Genomic DNA, 14,990 nt, shown 5'->3' on the forward strand with positions numbered 1-14,990 from the left:
TATTCAGTGACAACAACCGTAGTTATAGGCGGAGGAATTACCGGTCTGTCCACATTATATTATTTGAAGAAAAAGCTGCAGCATGCCGACCGCGAGATGAAGCTTGTGCTGGTCGAAGCCGGCGATGCGCTGGGGGGCAAAATCCGTACGGTCCATGACGGTGAATTTATTATGGAGACCGGTGCGGATTCCATCGTAGCCCGCAAAACCAATGTCGCCCCGCTCCTCGAAGAGCTCGGTTTGACGGATCGAGTGGTATACAATGCCACCGGAACGTCATTTATTTATACGAATAAGGGCTTGAAGAAGATCCCGGAAGAAAGTGTGTTCGGCATACCGTTGAGTCTGAAGTCCTTGGCCGAGAGCGAGCTCGTGTCCGCCGAGGGGAAGGTAGAGGCGCTTAAGGACTATTACGTGCCGAACGAGACCTTCGGCAAGGACGATTCGCTCGGTAAGTTTTTGGAGGCGTTCCTTGGCAAGGAGCTTGTTCGAAACCAGATCGCTCCGGTGATCTCGGGTGTATATTCCGGAGAGCTGCATGACTTGACGATCGCTTCAACCTTTCCGTATTTGCTGGAATACAAGAATACCTATGGAAGCATTATGGGAGGACTGGCAGAAAACCGCCATAAATACTTAGGCTCCGGCAAGAAGTTCCTCTCCTTTAAGAGCGGAGCTTCCGAAATCATTGACGCACTGGAAACCCATCTTTCCGATGCGCAAATTCTTAAAGGCGTTAATGCCTCGAAGCTGGAGAGGAATGGGAGCGGTTATACCGTTTCGTTGGGGGACGGTCAGAGACTGGATGCGGATTACGTTGTCCTGGCTACGCTGGGCTCGTCGGCTAAAGAGCTGCTGCCGGAACCGAAGCTGGCTGGGAATTTCGATCAATTGCTGACCAAGTCGCTGATTAGCGTTTATCTCGGATTTGATATTCAAGATGATGAGCTTCCTTATGACGGGACGGGTTTTATTACGGCACGGGATACGGACCTGAAATGCGATGCATGCACGTGGACGAGCCGGAAATGGGAGCATACCTCCAGCAATAAGCGCCTGCTGATGCGGCTGTTCTATAAGAGCTCCAGTCTCTATTACGAGCAGCTGATCCGGATGTCGGAGGACGAATTGAAACAGGTCGCGTTAGATGATATCAGGCGGAGTCTAGGGATCAATGCAAGCCCGGTTACATGCGAGGTCACCAAATGGCAGGATAATATGCCGAACTATCATTTGAAGCACCGCCATGTGGTCAAGTCGCTGGAGGAAGCGATGGCCCGGTATTACCCGAATGTGCTCTTGGCCGGATGCTCGTACTACGGCGTCGGCATCTCGGATTGCATCGCAAACGGGGAGCGCACGGCGGGACTTATTATGGAACGGGTGGAAGACTCGTTGCGAGATTAAACAGGTTTAAACATAAGCAAGCATCATGCGCCTTCACCCCAGTGAGAATTTGTTCGCTGGGGCTTTTTTATGAAAGTAGAGGTTGGGTTTGGTTAAAATGAAGGCTTCAGCCTCAACTTCAAATTTATCGTCAGACTAATAATTTCCCCTCATAGCTAACCTTTTGGATGCTGGATACGTTTATTACCATAATCGATGAAATCGAACGGTCGGACATCACATTAGCTGATCCGGGGAAGCGTGTACATCGAGCGGATAAAATCTATAATATGGTTAAAGTAAATGAAGTCTGGAAAATAGCATCGATACAGAACTAGTTTTGCAGCCTTGCACGAAAGGAAGTGCTTCAAGTGACCATCTATATTGCACTGTTGAGAGGGATCAACGTCGGCGGACACCATAAAATCAAAATGGCCGATTTAAAAGCGATGCTGGCGGGCCTCGGTCTGTCCCGCGTCCAGACGTATATTCAGAGCGGTAATGTATTGTTCGAATCGCCCAAATCCAAGACCGAGCTGAAGGAATTATTTGAGAAAGGAATCCGCGAGACCTTCGGTTACTCCATTTCGGTCATCTTTCGAACAGAGGCGGAAATGGAAGACATCATTCGGAGCTGTCCTTTCTCGGAAGCAATGATACAGGAAGCGGATGAAGCTTCGGCTTTCGTCAGCTTCTATGTAGGAATGCTGCCGGATGCCCCTTCGCAGGAAGAAGTGGACAAGCTCGTTGCCGCTGCGAACGAGGAAGAAACGATCCGTTGTATAGGCAGCAATATTTATTTGCTGTTAAGGAAGAGCGCCAGAGATTCGAAGCTGACCAATCAGCTGCAGAAGCTGAGCGTGCCGGTTACGATGCGCAATTGGAAGACAACGAACAAGCTGGCACAGCTGGCTGCAGCAATGAAGGCTTGATGGATGGCTTGAGTTTGAACTGATCGCTGGGCGTGACCTGAAGCATGGATGCTCTCCAATTTTTAGATCAAGTCGGGCAGCCAATAAAAATTGAAAAAGTCTGATTCATTCCCGGTGGAGCGGGTACATTTATAACAAGTGGGAAGTGGAAATGTCAATCGACGGACGGAAGAACAGAAATGTCATTCCGAAAGGAAGTTGATTCGCCATGAACACTCGTAAAAGGAGAAGAAGAGCGAAGTTTCTTCGATACTTCTCAGGCAAGGCACCCTAGCAGTTGGAAAGTAGCTGCATAGTAATTAAGGAATATTGACCGCTTCCCACATAAAGATCCTGCACATATTGTCGCAGGATCTTTTTTTGCGTGTATACGGAACGGGTTCACAGTTGAAGAAATAGGAATCGATGGCCGGTAGTTCACGATTGATACTCTTGAATTTGTTTGAGCACATTCATCAGATCATCAAGATTTCCAGTAGTAGTAGAGACATTAAACAGATGATCGTTCATCAATAAATGTGCGGCTTTTCTAAATTCACCATCTACATAAACAACGGTATCACCATTGATATCGGTAACTTCAGTCGGTTCTCTATAGAAATCTCCTATGGTTTCAATGGTATTCCCCTCGATAGGCACCTGATTTACAACAATCTCAGCACCATTTAACGATTGGTATCTTGTGATGAAATGAAACTCGCCAGGACCAACTTCATGAGCAGTGATAGGCGTAAGTTGTTTCATATCAGGAGTGTCACTGGTCTGTGCAGAACTTATATCTGCAGGAGCAGTGTCTTTAAACGATTCAGGAATACGCACTTCAACACCTTCTGGTAGCTGAGAAAGGTCAACCCTGTTGTCTTGCACGTCCGGATCTGGTGAAACGATTGCTTCTTGACCGTTTGTTGCGTTAATTTCTACTTTCTGTTGTATTGTATTCTCTTCTGTGACCTTAATTTGTTTCGCTACTTCAATCAAGTAATCAAGAGACACATCCTCGTAAACGGAAACTACGATATATACGTGTTCATTCGTTACAAGGTGGACTGTTTTTCTTGGGTTTCCATCTTCGATGACAGCTTGGAAACCATGGATATCAATGACGGACACTTCAGCCGGATCGTAAATGCTCAAATTTTTAAAATAGTCAATAGACACATTTGGAGAAAGATCTGCTTGAAAAAACTGAACTTCCGACCCGCTTTCAAGAGCATAGATTACTCGCTTTTCATTATTTGTCCCCCAATCCGTTGCAGTTGCCAATACTAATTCCTTAATAGGATTGCTGGAGATGATACGATTGGTAAGAGACATTGCTCGATCTGCCAAATCTAAAGGAATGTGCAGGTCATCGATCGAGCGATTCTCAATATCTACAGTAACCGGCGTTAGCGGTGCAGAAAGTTCATTTGCAGGAGAAATATTTTCTATAACGTCATGTTCCGGATCAGCCGGTTTCGTCCCGGATATGCTGCTATCCTGTACATTGGTTTCAAGCGTTTGCTCGACGGCGGAATAAGCATAAATGGACGTGCTTGCTCCTAGGGCAGCTACTATTCCTATGGAAAGCAGAATGGATTTTTTCACGAATTTTTCACCCTCCTAATATATTTAGAACGGACCTTATTTCAAAAAAACAAACAGCTTTGAAATTCAGTTATAAATATAAACACCTATATATTGCAAAAGTTTGGTGGCATTAGGGAATTATATCCCGACGCCGAACATCAGGAGCAGAAGCCCATTATTTTAGAGCGAAAGGCGAAAGACTCACGAGGCGGTTATAGGGTTACTTAAGATGATCTCCCAACTCCTATGAAACTTATCTCTACAACTCTTCTTTAACACTCTCTTAACAATAGAGTGAAAAACTGCAGCGTGAATGAATACAAAAGCACCGGGTCGCGTACAGCGTTCAGACCTTTTTCACAGAATCTCAGGGTGATTTCCGAAGAAGACCTATTCAAAAGAACTAGGATGTTCGTTGGTTACTGAGACTTTCTGATCATTTATCAAAATTTACATAAAGTTGTTTAAATAGCTGCTGAAATATGCAATTATGAATCTGGGAGGTGATGAATTTCAGATATGCCTAGGATTTGATAAGCGGGGTGAACAACCGGTCAAATCCAATCCACGTGATAAGCGAGGGAATCATTGTGTAAGCGCTTTAAAAATTTGGAGATCCCATGGAGACCTGGAGAATTGGGAAACTGAATTGATTGTTCACTACATCATTTTAGGAGGTTTTCCATGTCAAAGATCGTTAGGAATCGTTGGTTGTCATGTCTCTTGATCGTAAGTTTGGTGATGTCAGGATGGTTTGCTTCAGGCTACGGACAAGCTTCGGCCAGACCGGGCCAACCATCAAGCGGGATGCCGGTGCTGTTAATCACGGAGCTCGTGCCGGATTCGACGAATGTAGGTACGGCAGACGGCTACGAGTTTATCGAAGTATACAACAACACGGATCAAGTGATCGATTTCAGTCATTACAAGCTTCGGTACCGCTACTTAGAGAGTGATACCCTTTGGGCCCATATTCCCGATGAGGTAACGATTGAGCCCGGAGGCACGCTCGTCTTCTGGATCATCAACGGTCAGAACAATCAAGCAACGGTCGACGATTTTAATCGAAATTACGGCACAAATCTGACGGAAAATACCGATATCGTTAAAATATTCTCCGGAGGCATGTCCAACTCCCGTATGAGGGAGCTGGTCGTTGTCACGAACACCGGCCGTCCGGTGGTGTCTGCATTCTATAATGACGGAGAAGTTCAGAATGAAGAGGACCTCGGCATCTTTTATAAATATCCCGAGGACGGCAGCATCAAGATGCAGCGCATCTCCTATCGTGAGCACAAAGCGACGCCAGGCAGTCTGCAGCATTCCATCGTTCCTTCGGAACCGGTGCATGTTCAAAATTCCAAGCTTCCCTCCGTCGTGAATCGTACGGAGACAAGCGTCGTGTCGCCGGGGGAAAATGTGGACATTGCCGCGGAGCTTAGCAGCAATTACCCGATAACCACCTTGTCGCTATCGTATCGGGTGGACGGCGAAGAGGAAGTCAAGGTCGTGCAGCTTCAAGAGAGCGAGCAAGGTTACCGGTATACGATCCCGTTCCTTGAGCTGCTGGGACATCACAAGCTCGAATACTTCTTTACAGTGTCCGACTCGTACAAAGAACAGAAGAGCAGAATGTATAAGGTTGATCTGACGGGCAGCTCTGCAAAAGAGCGACTGAACGTAACAGATAATGAGTTGCTTGGCGGAACGGCCAATATTCGCGGATCCTCGGATCGGGTGCCGGGGCAAGAGCTCGAGCTCTATATTGACGGGAAGCCTGTCCAAAGCGTGCCTGCAATGGAGTTCCCCGCCTATTTTGTCTTTGAGGGTGACGGTATCGATGATGGCGTCAACACGGTAACGATCGGCAAGGATGTGCTGCACCGGACCGAGCCCGATATGGATGGCTACCAGACGATCGTTGTACCGATTGAGCCGGAGCGGCTGTCCGGCGGCCTCCAAACCATTACGCTCAGAGCGGGGGACAATGACAAGACATACTACGAGGACGATAAGCCGACAGGCAACATGGACGATTTTAATGCCCGCAATGTCCGGCTCCTGCTGAGCGATGGAACGGAGCTTCGTGATCCGAATTACAGCGACCCGGCTCTTGTACATGATCTGGGCGATGACGGCCGGTTTCTGCCTTATGTCGATTTTACCTTCGATATTCCGGCTGACCGATTAACCGCTGTATCGTATGCTTGGGATACGACACAGGCAGCGGACGGACCTCATACCGTCATGCTGAAAGCCAAAAAGAAAACGGCAACAGCAACGGTACTGGTGGACAATGCAGGGCCTGACATTCATACGAGTGTTGAAGAAGGCAAGGAGTATAAGGGAAGCTTTACGATCGAGGTGACCGCGAATGACGGCGTATCCGGCGTGGATACGCTGCAGGCCGAGCTGGATGGTAAGCAGATCGATGTTCCTTATGCTGCCTCCTCCGCAGCATTACAACCGGGAGCACATCAATTGGTCGTTACGGCTGCCGATAAGGCGGGCAATCGTTCGGAACGGACCATCACCTTCCATACGCCGCAGGAGCACCCAAACGCGCCTGTTCCCGTGTCACCTGCAGATGGGGAGAGTATTGACGGATTAGAGCCGGAGTTAAAGGTTCAGGTGAGCGATCCGACGGATGATGAGATCAAGGTATCTTTCCACCAGGCATACCGTTACGACTCGCTCAGCGAAGGACGGGTTACCGTATCCAAGCATGCCAGCGATGAGGAGCCGCCGAAGGTTCGGCATCCGGAAGGCGAGGAAGCGCTAACCCGGGAAGAGCTTGAACGGATCTCGAAATCCAATGACGAGTATGTCACGTTGGATTCGACGTCCAAGTTTCCATACTTAAGATTTAATGTAGAGCTGGAGCATGCGGTTGAGCCTGGTGATCAAGTAGAGGTCGTCTGGGAAGGGCACACGGTAGCCGGCCGGAAGGTGACGATGTACGCCTGGAACCATGCTGAAGGCAAGTGGACGGAGATCACCAAGCATATCGCTGGATCCGAGGATGACTTTATCCTGCGCGGGGAGCTGGAAGCCTCCGATTATATCCGGGATAACAAGGCCGACATCATCGTTCAGGACGAAATCCCATCCCGCGGCGATTATGACTATACCTTCGTATGGGTGTCCGACACGCAATTCCTGACCGAGCTGTACCCGCATATACAGCAGCAGCAGTTCGATTGGATCGTAAATAATATCGATGAGATGAATATGAAATATTTGTTCCACACCGGCGATATCGTGAATGATCCGGCAGCCCAGTATCAATGGGAACGTGCCGACGGATACATGAGCATGCTGGAACAGGCGGATCTGCCGCACGGCGTCCTGGCTGGTAATCATGATGTCGGCAGCTATGATTGGGATTATACGACATACAGCCGGTATTTCGGAGAGAACCGCTATAAGGATCAGCCATACTATGGCGGCTCCTATAAGGACAACCGCGGTCATTATGATCTTATCTCTGTTGAAGGCAACGACTTCATCATGATGTATATGGGTTGGGGCATCGAAGACGAGGATATTGCATGGATGAATGAGGTGCTGGCCGAGTATCCGGATCGCATCGCATTCCTCAACTTCCACGATTACCTGCTGTCGAACGGCACACGCTCGGCCGTCGGCAACAAGCTGTATGAAGAAGTTGTTGTACCAAACCCGAATGTCGTTGCCGTCTTGAGCGGACACTACACGGGCGCAAACATGCTTAAAAACGAATTGGACGATAACGGCGACGGCACGCCGGATCGTACGGTATATCAAATGCTTGCGGATTATCAAGGACACGCCGAGGGCGGAATGGGTTACTTGCGATTGCTGCATGTTGATACCGAAGGCGATCAAATCATCGTGAACACGTATTCGCCATACCTGGATAAGTACAACTACTATACGAAGCCGGGCATTGACGAATTCACGATTGATCTGGATCTTAAACCGAAATTAAAGCGTGTCGCTACGGATTCCATTCAAGTGAATCATCTGAAGGCAGCCGTGATCGGCACCCCTCAAAAAGCAGCAAGCGGTGCGGAAGTCGCACAGAGCTGGGAAGGGCTTGAGGCGAATGGAACGTACTCTTGGTATGTCGTGGCCGAAGACGAGTTTGGCGGCAGAGCCGTCTCCGACGTCTGGACGTTCACAACTACCGGTGAGTCGTCCAAGCTTGCCGCTCCATCCAAGCTTAAAGCGCAGAAGGTGACCACTTCCTCGGTTCAGCTTGAATGGGAGCCGGTAAAAGGCGCGGAAGATGAGACCATCCGATATCATGTATACATGGACGGCGAACGAAAGGCTACTGTTACCGACAGCGTATATGAGATAACCGGACTTGCTCCGGAAACGGCGTATAAGTTTACCGTCACGGCAGTGAATGCCGAGGATATCGAATCACAGCCGAGTGAGCCGTTAACCGTTAAGACAGCAGCTGAAGCAGGTGCCGAGGCTGAAAAGGGAGCTGAAGCGGGGGCAGGAGCCGAGCTTGAAGAAGGATCCGGAACTCCTGCGGATGAGGGCAAAGCTGCCGAACAAGGAGGACGTTCTATTGAAGAAGAGATGTCTTCCCTGGCAGAAGCGGCCGGCCCAAGGGATCGTTAGGCATTGGACACGATCCAAGCGCTGTTCGGCCAAGCTTAACTCCTGAATCCTAAAAATAAATAACCCGTTGCAACTAAAAGAGAGGCTTGGTCAAGACCCCATTTAATAGACATTGAAAAAAGACCCTAGGCTACAAACTGCTTCCGGAACTCTACCGGAGGCAGTTTATTGAGTTTTCGTTGTGGTCGATGTTGGTTGTAAAAATGGATATAGGCTTCAATTCGCCTTTGTGCCTCGTCCATATTTCGGATATCATAAGGATAGAGCCCTTCCGTTTTGAGATGCGAGAAGAAGCTCTCCATCGAGGCATTGTCATAACAATTTCCTCGGCGAGACATGCTGATTTGGGCGCCAACCTTTGGCAGCATGTCGTGGTAGGCATAGGACGTGTACTGGAATCCCTGATCGCTGTGAACGATCAGTCCAGTCACGTTTTTTGTCTTGTTAAAGGCATTCTCAAAGGTCTGCAGCACCAGCAGATTGTCGTTTCTCTGACTCATGTGATAGGCTACAATCTCATTATTAAATAGGTCTTTTACGGCAGAGAGGTAGATCCACGACTCACCTACACGGAATTGAGTGACGTCCGTAACCCATTTTTGGTTAGCTCTATCTGCTTTAAAGTCGCGCTTTAGCAGGTTTTTGGCAACACGTCCTTCGGTTGAAGAAACGTAATTACATCGATGTTTACGCCGAATTCGTGAACGGATTCCAAGTGCTTGCATCAGCCGCAGCACTTTCTTATGATTCATCCAGACCCCGTGCTCCTGCAGCAAGAACAACTGGATCTGACGGTAGCCATACACTCCGTTGTATTGGTCGTAAACCTTCTGTACAAGTGCCTTGTCCATTTGATCCCGATCTTGACCTTTGCGTTTGAGATAAGCATAGTAGCCACTTCTAGAGACGCCAAAAATCTTACAAAGAGCGCTCACTGAATACTCTTTCGCGGCTTTCTCGACGCTAATATATCTTTCCGTTTCATCTCCTGCATCCAGATTTCCAAGCACTTTTTTAACATTTCATTTTCTCGTTTCAGCCGGCTCATTTGTCTGTCTTGGTCAACATATTCGTCTCGTCTTCCACGATGATCGATGAGTCCAAACTCGCCGAATTCCTTGTACTTCTTCATCCAGTCTTTGAGACGATGTCTGTCTGTCATCCCAAACTTCTCCATGATTCTGCGATAAGTCCAGCCTTCCACCAAGTGAAGATGTATCGCCTCCATCTTTGTCTCGTAGGAATACTTCTTAAACTTCTGACCTTTAATTGCTGGCATAAAAAATGCACCCCCTAGAATTTTATCGGATCAACCAGGGGGTTAATCCAATGTCTATTCTAAGGGGTGCACTTCAGCTTTCACATCCGCGATGCGGTGTGAAAGCCTCTTTCTGCTGACGATCTCATCGAAAGCCTCGGATAGCGAAGGGTATCCGCAAGTCCTGCGTGGATTGCGTTTCTCTCGGCTTTCGGATCGGACCGCTCCTTTCGCAAAACGTCCTTGTATCTCCGGATAGACCAGCTTACACCCAGCGGCCGCCGCGGAACACCGGTTCAACGGTGCCGTCTTCGAGGACGCCGTCGATATCCAGCTCGGCGGAGCCGACCATAAAGTCCACATGGGTTAAGCTGACATTGGCACCGCGCGCAACCAGCTCCTCCTTGCTCAGCTTGGTTCCGCCTTCGATGTTGACCGGATAGGCGCTGCCCAGCGCAAAGTGGCAGGAAGCATTCTCATCGATGCCGGTGTTATAGAATACCCGGTTCAGCTTGGAGATCGGGGAGTCATGCGGGACGAGCGCCATTTCGCCTAAATAGGAGGCCCCGTCATCCGTTTCGAGCAAGGTGGTCAGATGCTCGCGGCCGGCTTCGGCGTCATACTCGACCACTTTGCCGTCCTTGAAGGTCAGCTTCAAGCCCTCCACCAGACGGCCGTTCAGATTGAGCGGCATCGTGCTGGTTACCGTTCCGTTAACCCCGGTGCGATGGGGCATCGTATAGATCTCTTCGGTCGGCATGTTGGCAACGAAATAAACGCCTGATTCATTCTCGTCACCGCCGCCGAGCCAGCGATAGCCCTCCGGCATATCGATATGAAGATCCGTGCCTGGAGCGCGGTAGCGGAAGCTCTTGTAGCGCTTGGCATTCATGTGGTTCTGCTTCTCCTTCAGCTGTCCGATATGCTCGCGCCATGCGGCAACCGGATTGTCGCTGTATACCCGGTTCATCCGGAATACGGCATCCCACATCGCCGGGATGCGATCTTCCTCCGGCAGATCGGCATATACCTTATCAGCCCAGGCGCGGGTTGGCGCTTTAATCAGGGACCAGCTGATTTTGTTATTCCGGACGTAGGCCTGGTATTTCTCGTTCGCCACCGCTGCGGCTTTGACGGCAGTGGATACTTTGACGGAGTCGATGCCCCGGAACAGCTCAGGGTCCGGTACCTTGATGCGAAGAATCGCGCCGCCGCCTGCAGCCAGCTGCTCCATCGCGTCAGCCTGCCACTGCGGATAGTACCCGAAGGAATTGTCCGGTGCATGCTCGTAGCGGATTCGGGTGACCCTCTCGTCGTCCCAGTCGACCTGCACGTACTTGGCGCCGGCATCATAGGCCTTGGCAACGATAAGCCGGGTCAAGTCTGCCGTTTCAATCGGTGCGTTGACGATCAGAACCTGGCCGGGCTGAATGTTAACGCCGACCTTCACGACCAGTTCCGCGTACTTCTCCAAATTTTTCACGAAATTGTCCATATGTAGAAGCCTCCATTTCTGATGTGCACTCTTATTCTACCACGATGCGGCTAACGCTAGCACCGTTCCCATCGCAACTGATCATCATCTTGATAAAGTGTGACACTCACCTGTCATATATCCCCCTGTACACTGTCCTTAATAAAAGTTGAAGCTTATTCGAGAAGGAGTGTATGAGAAGTGAAAAAAGAACAAACCAGCCGGCTAACCTTAGTGCTTGCCGGTCTTCTCCTCAGTATTCTGATGGCGTCGATGGACAATACGATCGTGGCGACAGCGATGGGCAATATCGTCGGGGAGCTGGGCGGGCTGGACCATTTTGTATGGGTCACCTCGGCTTACATGGTGGCAGAACTGGCCGGGATGCCGATCTTCGGCAAGCTGTCGGATATGTATGGACGCAAAAGGTTTTTTATCTTCGGGATGATCGTGTTCATGCTGGGCTCGGCCCTGTGCGGCACTGCGGGTTCGATCACGGAGCTGGCAATTTACCGTGCCGTTCAAGGCATTGGCGGCGGGGCGCTCGTGCCGATCACGTTCGCGATCATGTATGATACGGTTCCGCTTGAGAAGCGGGGCAAGCTGATGGGGCTGTTCGGTACGGTGTTTGGTTTATCCAGCATTTTCGGACCGCTTGCAGGCGCGTATATTACGGATCACATTGCTTGGCAGTGGGTCTTTTATATTAATCTGCCCCTGGGTGTTCTTGCGTTCCTTATGGTCACCGGGTTTTATCGGGAATCGCATGCGCGTTCCAAGCAGCCGATTGATTGGGCTGGCGCCGTAACCCTGCTGACGGGTGTCATCTGTTTCATGCTGGCGCTGGAGCTGGGAGGCAAGCAGCTGACATGGAATTCATGGATGCTGCTTGGCTTGTTTGCGGCCGCGGCGGTGATGCTCGTGCTCTTCATCTTGGCAGAGAGAAGGGCGAAGGAACCGATCATTTCGTTCGGCTTGTTCAAAAATAAACTGTATACGACCAGCGTACTATGCGGATTGTTCAGTGGGGGTTCATTTATCGTGGCATCGGTTTATATCCCGATATTCGTACAAGGCGTGCTCGGCGGAAGCGCTACGAGCTCCGGACTTGTTCTGCTTCCGATGATGCTCGGCTCCGTCATTACGGCGACCGTTAGCGGCTTTCTTATGACCCGGGTATCCTATCGCAATATTATGATCCCGACCCTTGTGCTGTTTGCGGGCGGGATGGTGCTGGCTTCCACCTTGACGGCTGAATCAGGCCGATTCATCGTTACCTTGTATATGATCCTGATCGGTCTTGGGATTGGCGGCTCGTTCTCGGTGCTTAGTACGGCCGTGATGCACGGATTGTCTTACACCAAGCGCGGTATGGCCAGCTCAACTTTTAATTTCACGCGTTCCGTCGGAATGACGATGGGCATAACGGTATTTGGCCTGATCCAGAGCAGGACGTTTCAGCAGTCGCTGACAACCGGGGAAGGAACCAAGGCACTGCTGAAGGATGGCTTATCGCTCACGGACCCGCACGTCCTCCTTGCGCCGGATACCCGCACCCTCATTCCGACGGAGCTGCTGAAGCCCATTTCGGAACTGCTCGCTTCCTCAATCGCCGCCACATTTGCTTGGGCGATCATTCCAGCCGTGCTGGCGCTGACTGCAGCGATGCTGATGGGACCGAAGAAGCTGGATGCAACCGCCGAGATTAATGAGGAGCCGGAGGTTAGTTCGGGGATGGGGAAGGGGGGTACCGAGGATTCCGATCGGATGATAGACGGCCCAGTGCCTGAAGCGACATATTAACGGGGTAAATATATAAATTGACATCCATTCATTTGCTCAACTTATAAATTTAACGAATAAAGCTGAATGTAAGCGTCTTTCTGTCATCACAAAGACTGCCCGCCGGATCTGCGATCCTGCCGGGCAGTCTTTGTTATAGGATCAGCTTTTAATTGCGCCGGCGGCAATATCGGAAATAAACTGCTTGCTGATGAACAGAAACATCAGGATGAGCGGGATGACCGCAAGCAGCGTACCGGCGATGACCATGGAATAATCGGTGGTATAGATGCCGTTCAAGGAAGAAAGCGCCACCTGCAGCGTGAACTTGCTCTCATCGTTCAGGATGATGAGCGGCCACAGATAGTCGTTCCAAACGCCGATGAACGTAAAGGCAGCAAGGAATGACAATGCCGGCCGTAGTATAGGGAGCGAAATATTCCAGTAGAGACGGAAAAAGCCGCAGCCGTCGATTTTTCCGGCGTCCAGCAGCTCGGACGGCACGGACTCCTGGGCATACTGCCGAATCCAGAATATCCCGAACGCATTGACCATACCCGGGATGATCAGCGCTTTATAAGTGCCCACCCAGCCGAATTCCGCCATGATGACAAAGGACGGCACGAGCGACAGCTGGGCCGGAACCATCATGGTAGCGAGCAGCAGGACAAACAGCCATTTTTTGCCGGGGAAATTAAATTTGGCAAAGGTAAAGCCGGCGAGCGAATCAAAGAACAGGACCAGCAGCGTGCAGGCCAAAGCGACGAACAAGGTATTCCAGAAGGCACCGAAAAAGTCGATGCTGCTCAGCACCCTCGCGATATTATCGAATAAATGTGGACCGAACCACAGTTTTGGCGGAAAGCTGTAGATTTCCGAAGTGGTGCGTGTCGCCATGACGAGAAGCCAATAGAAGGGGAAGATCGACATGATCAAACCGGCGATTAACCCGAGATGCAGCAATATGGATTTCCATTTCAACATGAGATTCACCCCTATCATCAGTCATTGGAAGGCTTGCCTTGCACCATTCGCCAGTTGAGGATCGAGAAGAGCGCGATCAGCAGGAACATTCCCCAGCCGACGGCAGCGCCATAACCGAAATAATTGTGCACGAACGCCTCCCGGTACAAATACAGGACGATGGTAAGCCCGCCGCCGCTGACCCCGCCGTCATTGCCTACGAGCACCTGCGGCTCGGTAAAGACCTGCATGCCGCCGATGGTCGACGTGATGACCGTAAACAGGATAATGGGTCTGAGGTTCGGGATGGTGATTTTGAAGAAAGCCTGGATTCCCGAGGCGCCGTCGATTTTGGCCGCTTCGTACAGGACGGTCGGGATGCTCTGCAGACCTGCCAAATAAATGATGGCATTGTAGCCGACCCATCTCCAGATCACCATGACGGAGACGGCAAGCTGGATTCCCCATGTTTTGTTCAGCCATTCGACGGAAGGAATGCCAAACAAGGAAAGGACGTAATTCAGAAGTCCATAGTTGTTGGAGAACAGCGTTCCGAAGACGATAGCGACGGCAACGAGCGAGGTGACATTGGGAAGAAAATAGCCGATTCGGAAAAAAGTCCGAAACCGCACAAACGCCGCGTTCAGCAGAAAAGCGATGATCAGCGCGAAGAACAGCATCGGGATCGTGGAGTAGACCCAGATCAGCAGGGTGTTTCCTACCGCTTTCCAGAACTCCGGATCGGTCAGCATGAATTGATAGTTATTCAGGCCGTTAAAGGTCATCTCACCGATGCCGTCCCATTTCTGAAACGACAGGAACATCGAGAAGGCGATCGGGAACAGACCGAAGATGGCAAATACGATGAAAAAGGGCGAGATGGCCAAGTACTCCTTACGATGCTTCCATATCTCAGGTGCCAGCCGCTGCTTCGGCTGGCTTGGAACAGCCTTTTGTTCCGGAGGAGCAGGGTGATTCAGCATGGAATTCTTCATCTTGTGTTTACCTC

At 50.3% G+C, this 14,990-nt stretch carries 10 protein-coding genes; 4 read left to right on the forward strand and 6 right to left on the reverse strand.

Features of this window, described 5'->3' with window-relative positions:
* The first annotated feature begins 6 nt into the window (after positions 1–6).
* Positions 7–1,407, forward strand: coding sequence for a protoporphyrinogen oxidase (locus tag BBD41_RS26680; protein WP_099479632.1), 1,401 nt, complete (start codon positions 7–9; stop codon positions 1,405–1,407).
* Between the two features lie 350 nt (positions 1,408–1,757).
* Positions 1,758–2,318, forward strand: a complete 561-nt coding sequence (locus tag BBD41_RS26685) for a DUF1697 domain-containing protein (protein WP_077566812.1) — start codon at positions 1,758–1,760, stop codon at positions 2,316–2,318.
* Positions 2,319–2,735: 417 nt separating this feature from the next.
* Here BBD41_RS26685 and BBD41_RS26690 read toward each other — a convergent pair whose 3' ends face one another.
* Positions 2,736–3,905, reverse strand: a complete 1,170-nt coding sequence (locus tag BBD41_RS26690) for a hypothetical protein (protein ID WP_099479634.1) — start codon at positions 3,903–3,905, stop codon at positions 2,736–2,738.
* Between the two features lie 666 nt (positions 3,906–4,571).
* Between BBD41_RS26690 and BBD41_RS26695 the strand changes: the two genes are divergently transcribed.
* A complete protein-coding gene (locus BBD41_RS26695; protein WP_077566810.1) occupies positions 4,572–8,504 on the forward strand; it encodes a lamin tail domain-containing metallophosphoesterase family protein in 3,933 nt (1,310 codons plus the stop codon).
* Between the two features lie 125 nt (positions 8,505–8,629).
* Here BBD41_RS26695 and BBD41_RS26700 read toward each other — a convergent pair whose 3' ends face one another.
* The 3 genes from BBD41_RS26700 to BBD41_RS26710 all read right to left on the reverse strand — a co-directional run bounded on the left by BBD41_RS26700 (position 8,630) and on the right by BBD41_RS26710 (position 11,257).
* Positions 8,630–9,514, reverse strand: coding sequence for an IS3 family transposase (locus tag BBD41_RS26700; RefSeq protein ID WP_157929306.1), 885 nt, complete (start codon positions 9,512–9,514; stop codon positions 8,630–8,632).
* Positions 9,436–9,783 carry a helix-turn-helix domain-containing protein gene (locus BBD41_RS26705; protein WP_095399394.1) on the reverse strand — a complete coding sequence of 116 codons (348 nt, stop codon included), beginning with the start codon at positions 9,781–9,783 and terminating at the stop codon, positions 9,436–9,438. Before BBD41_RS26705 ends, BBD41_RS26700 begins: the two co-directional genes overlap by 79 nt.
* A 244-nt stretch (positions 9,784–10,027) precedes the next feature.
* Positions 10,028–11,257, reverse strand: coding sequence for an aminopeptidase (locus BBD41_RS26710; protein WP_077566809.1), 1,230 nt, complete (start codon positions 11,255–11,257; stop codon positions 10,028–10,030).
* 243 nt (positions 11,258–11,500) lie between these two features.
* Here BBD41_RS26710 and BBD41_RS26715 point away from each other — a divergent pair, with 243 nt between their 5' ends.
* A complete protein-coding gene (locus BBD41_RS26715; protein ID WP_237087128.1) occupies positions 11,501–13,039 on the forward strand; it encodes an MDR family MFS transporter in 1,539 nt (512 codons plus the stop codon).
* 141 nt (positions 13,040–13,180) lie between these two features.
* Here the strand turns inward: BBD41_RS26715 and BBD41_RS26720 are convergent, their stop codons facing one another.
* Together BBD41_RS26720 and BBD41_RS26725 are read right to left on the reverse strand one after the other, a co-directional pair.
* Entirely contained in the window at positions 13,181–14,002 is an 822-nt protein-coding gene (locus BBD41_RS26720; protein ID WP_077566807.1) for a carbohydrate ABC transporter permease, read from the reverse strand.
* Between the two features lie 17 nt (positions 14,003–14,019).
* Complete coding sequence (locus BBD41_RS26725) at positions 14,020–14,976, reverse strand: carbohydrate ABC transporter permease (RefSeq protein WP_077566806.1); 957 nt, start codon at positions 14,974–14,976, stop codon at positions 14,020–14,022.
* Positions 14,977–14,990: the final 14 nt, after the last annotated feature.

Origin of the sequence: Paenibacillus ihbetae (genome assembly GCF_002741055.1) — a bacterium.
Lineage (GTDB): Bacteria > Bacillota > Bacilli > Paenibacillales > Paenibacillaceae > Paenibacillus_AQ > Paenibacillus_AQ ihbetae.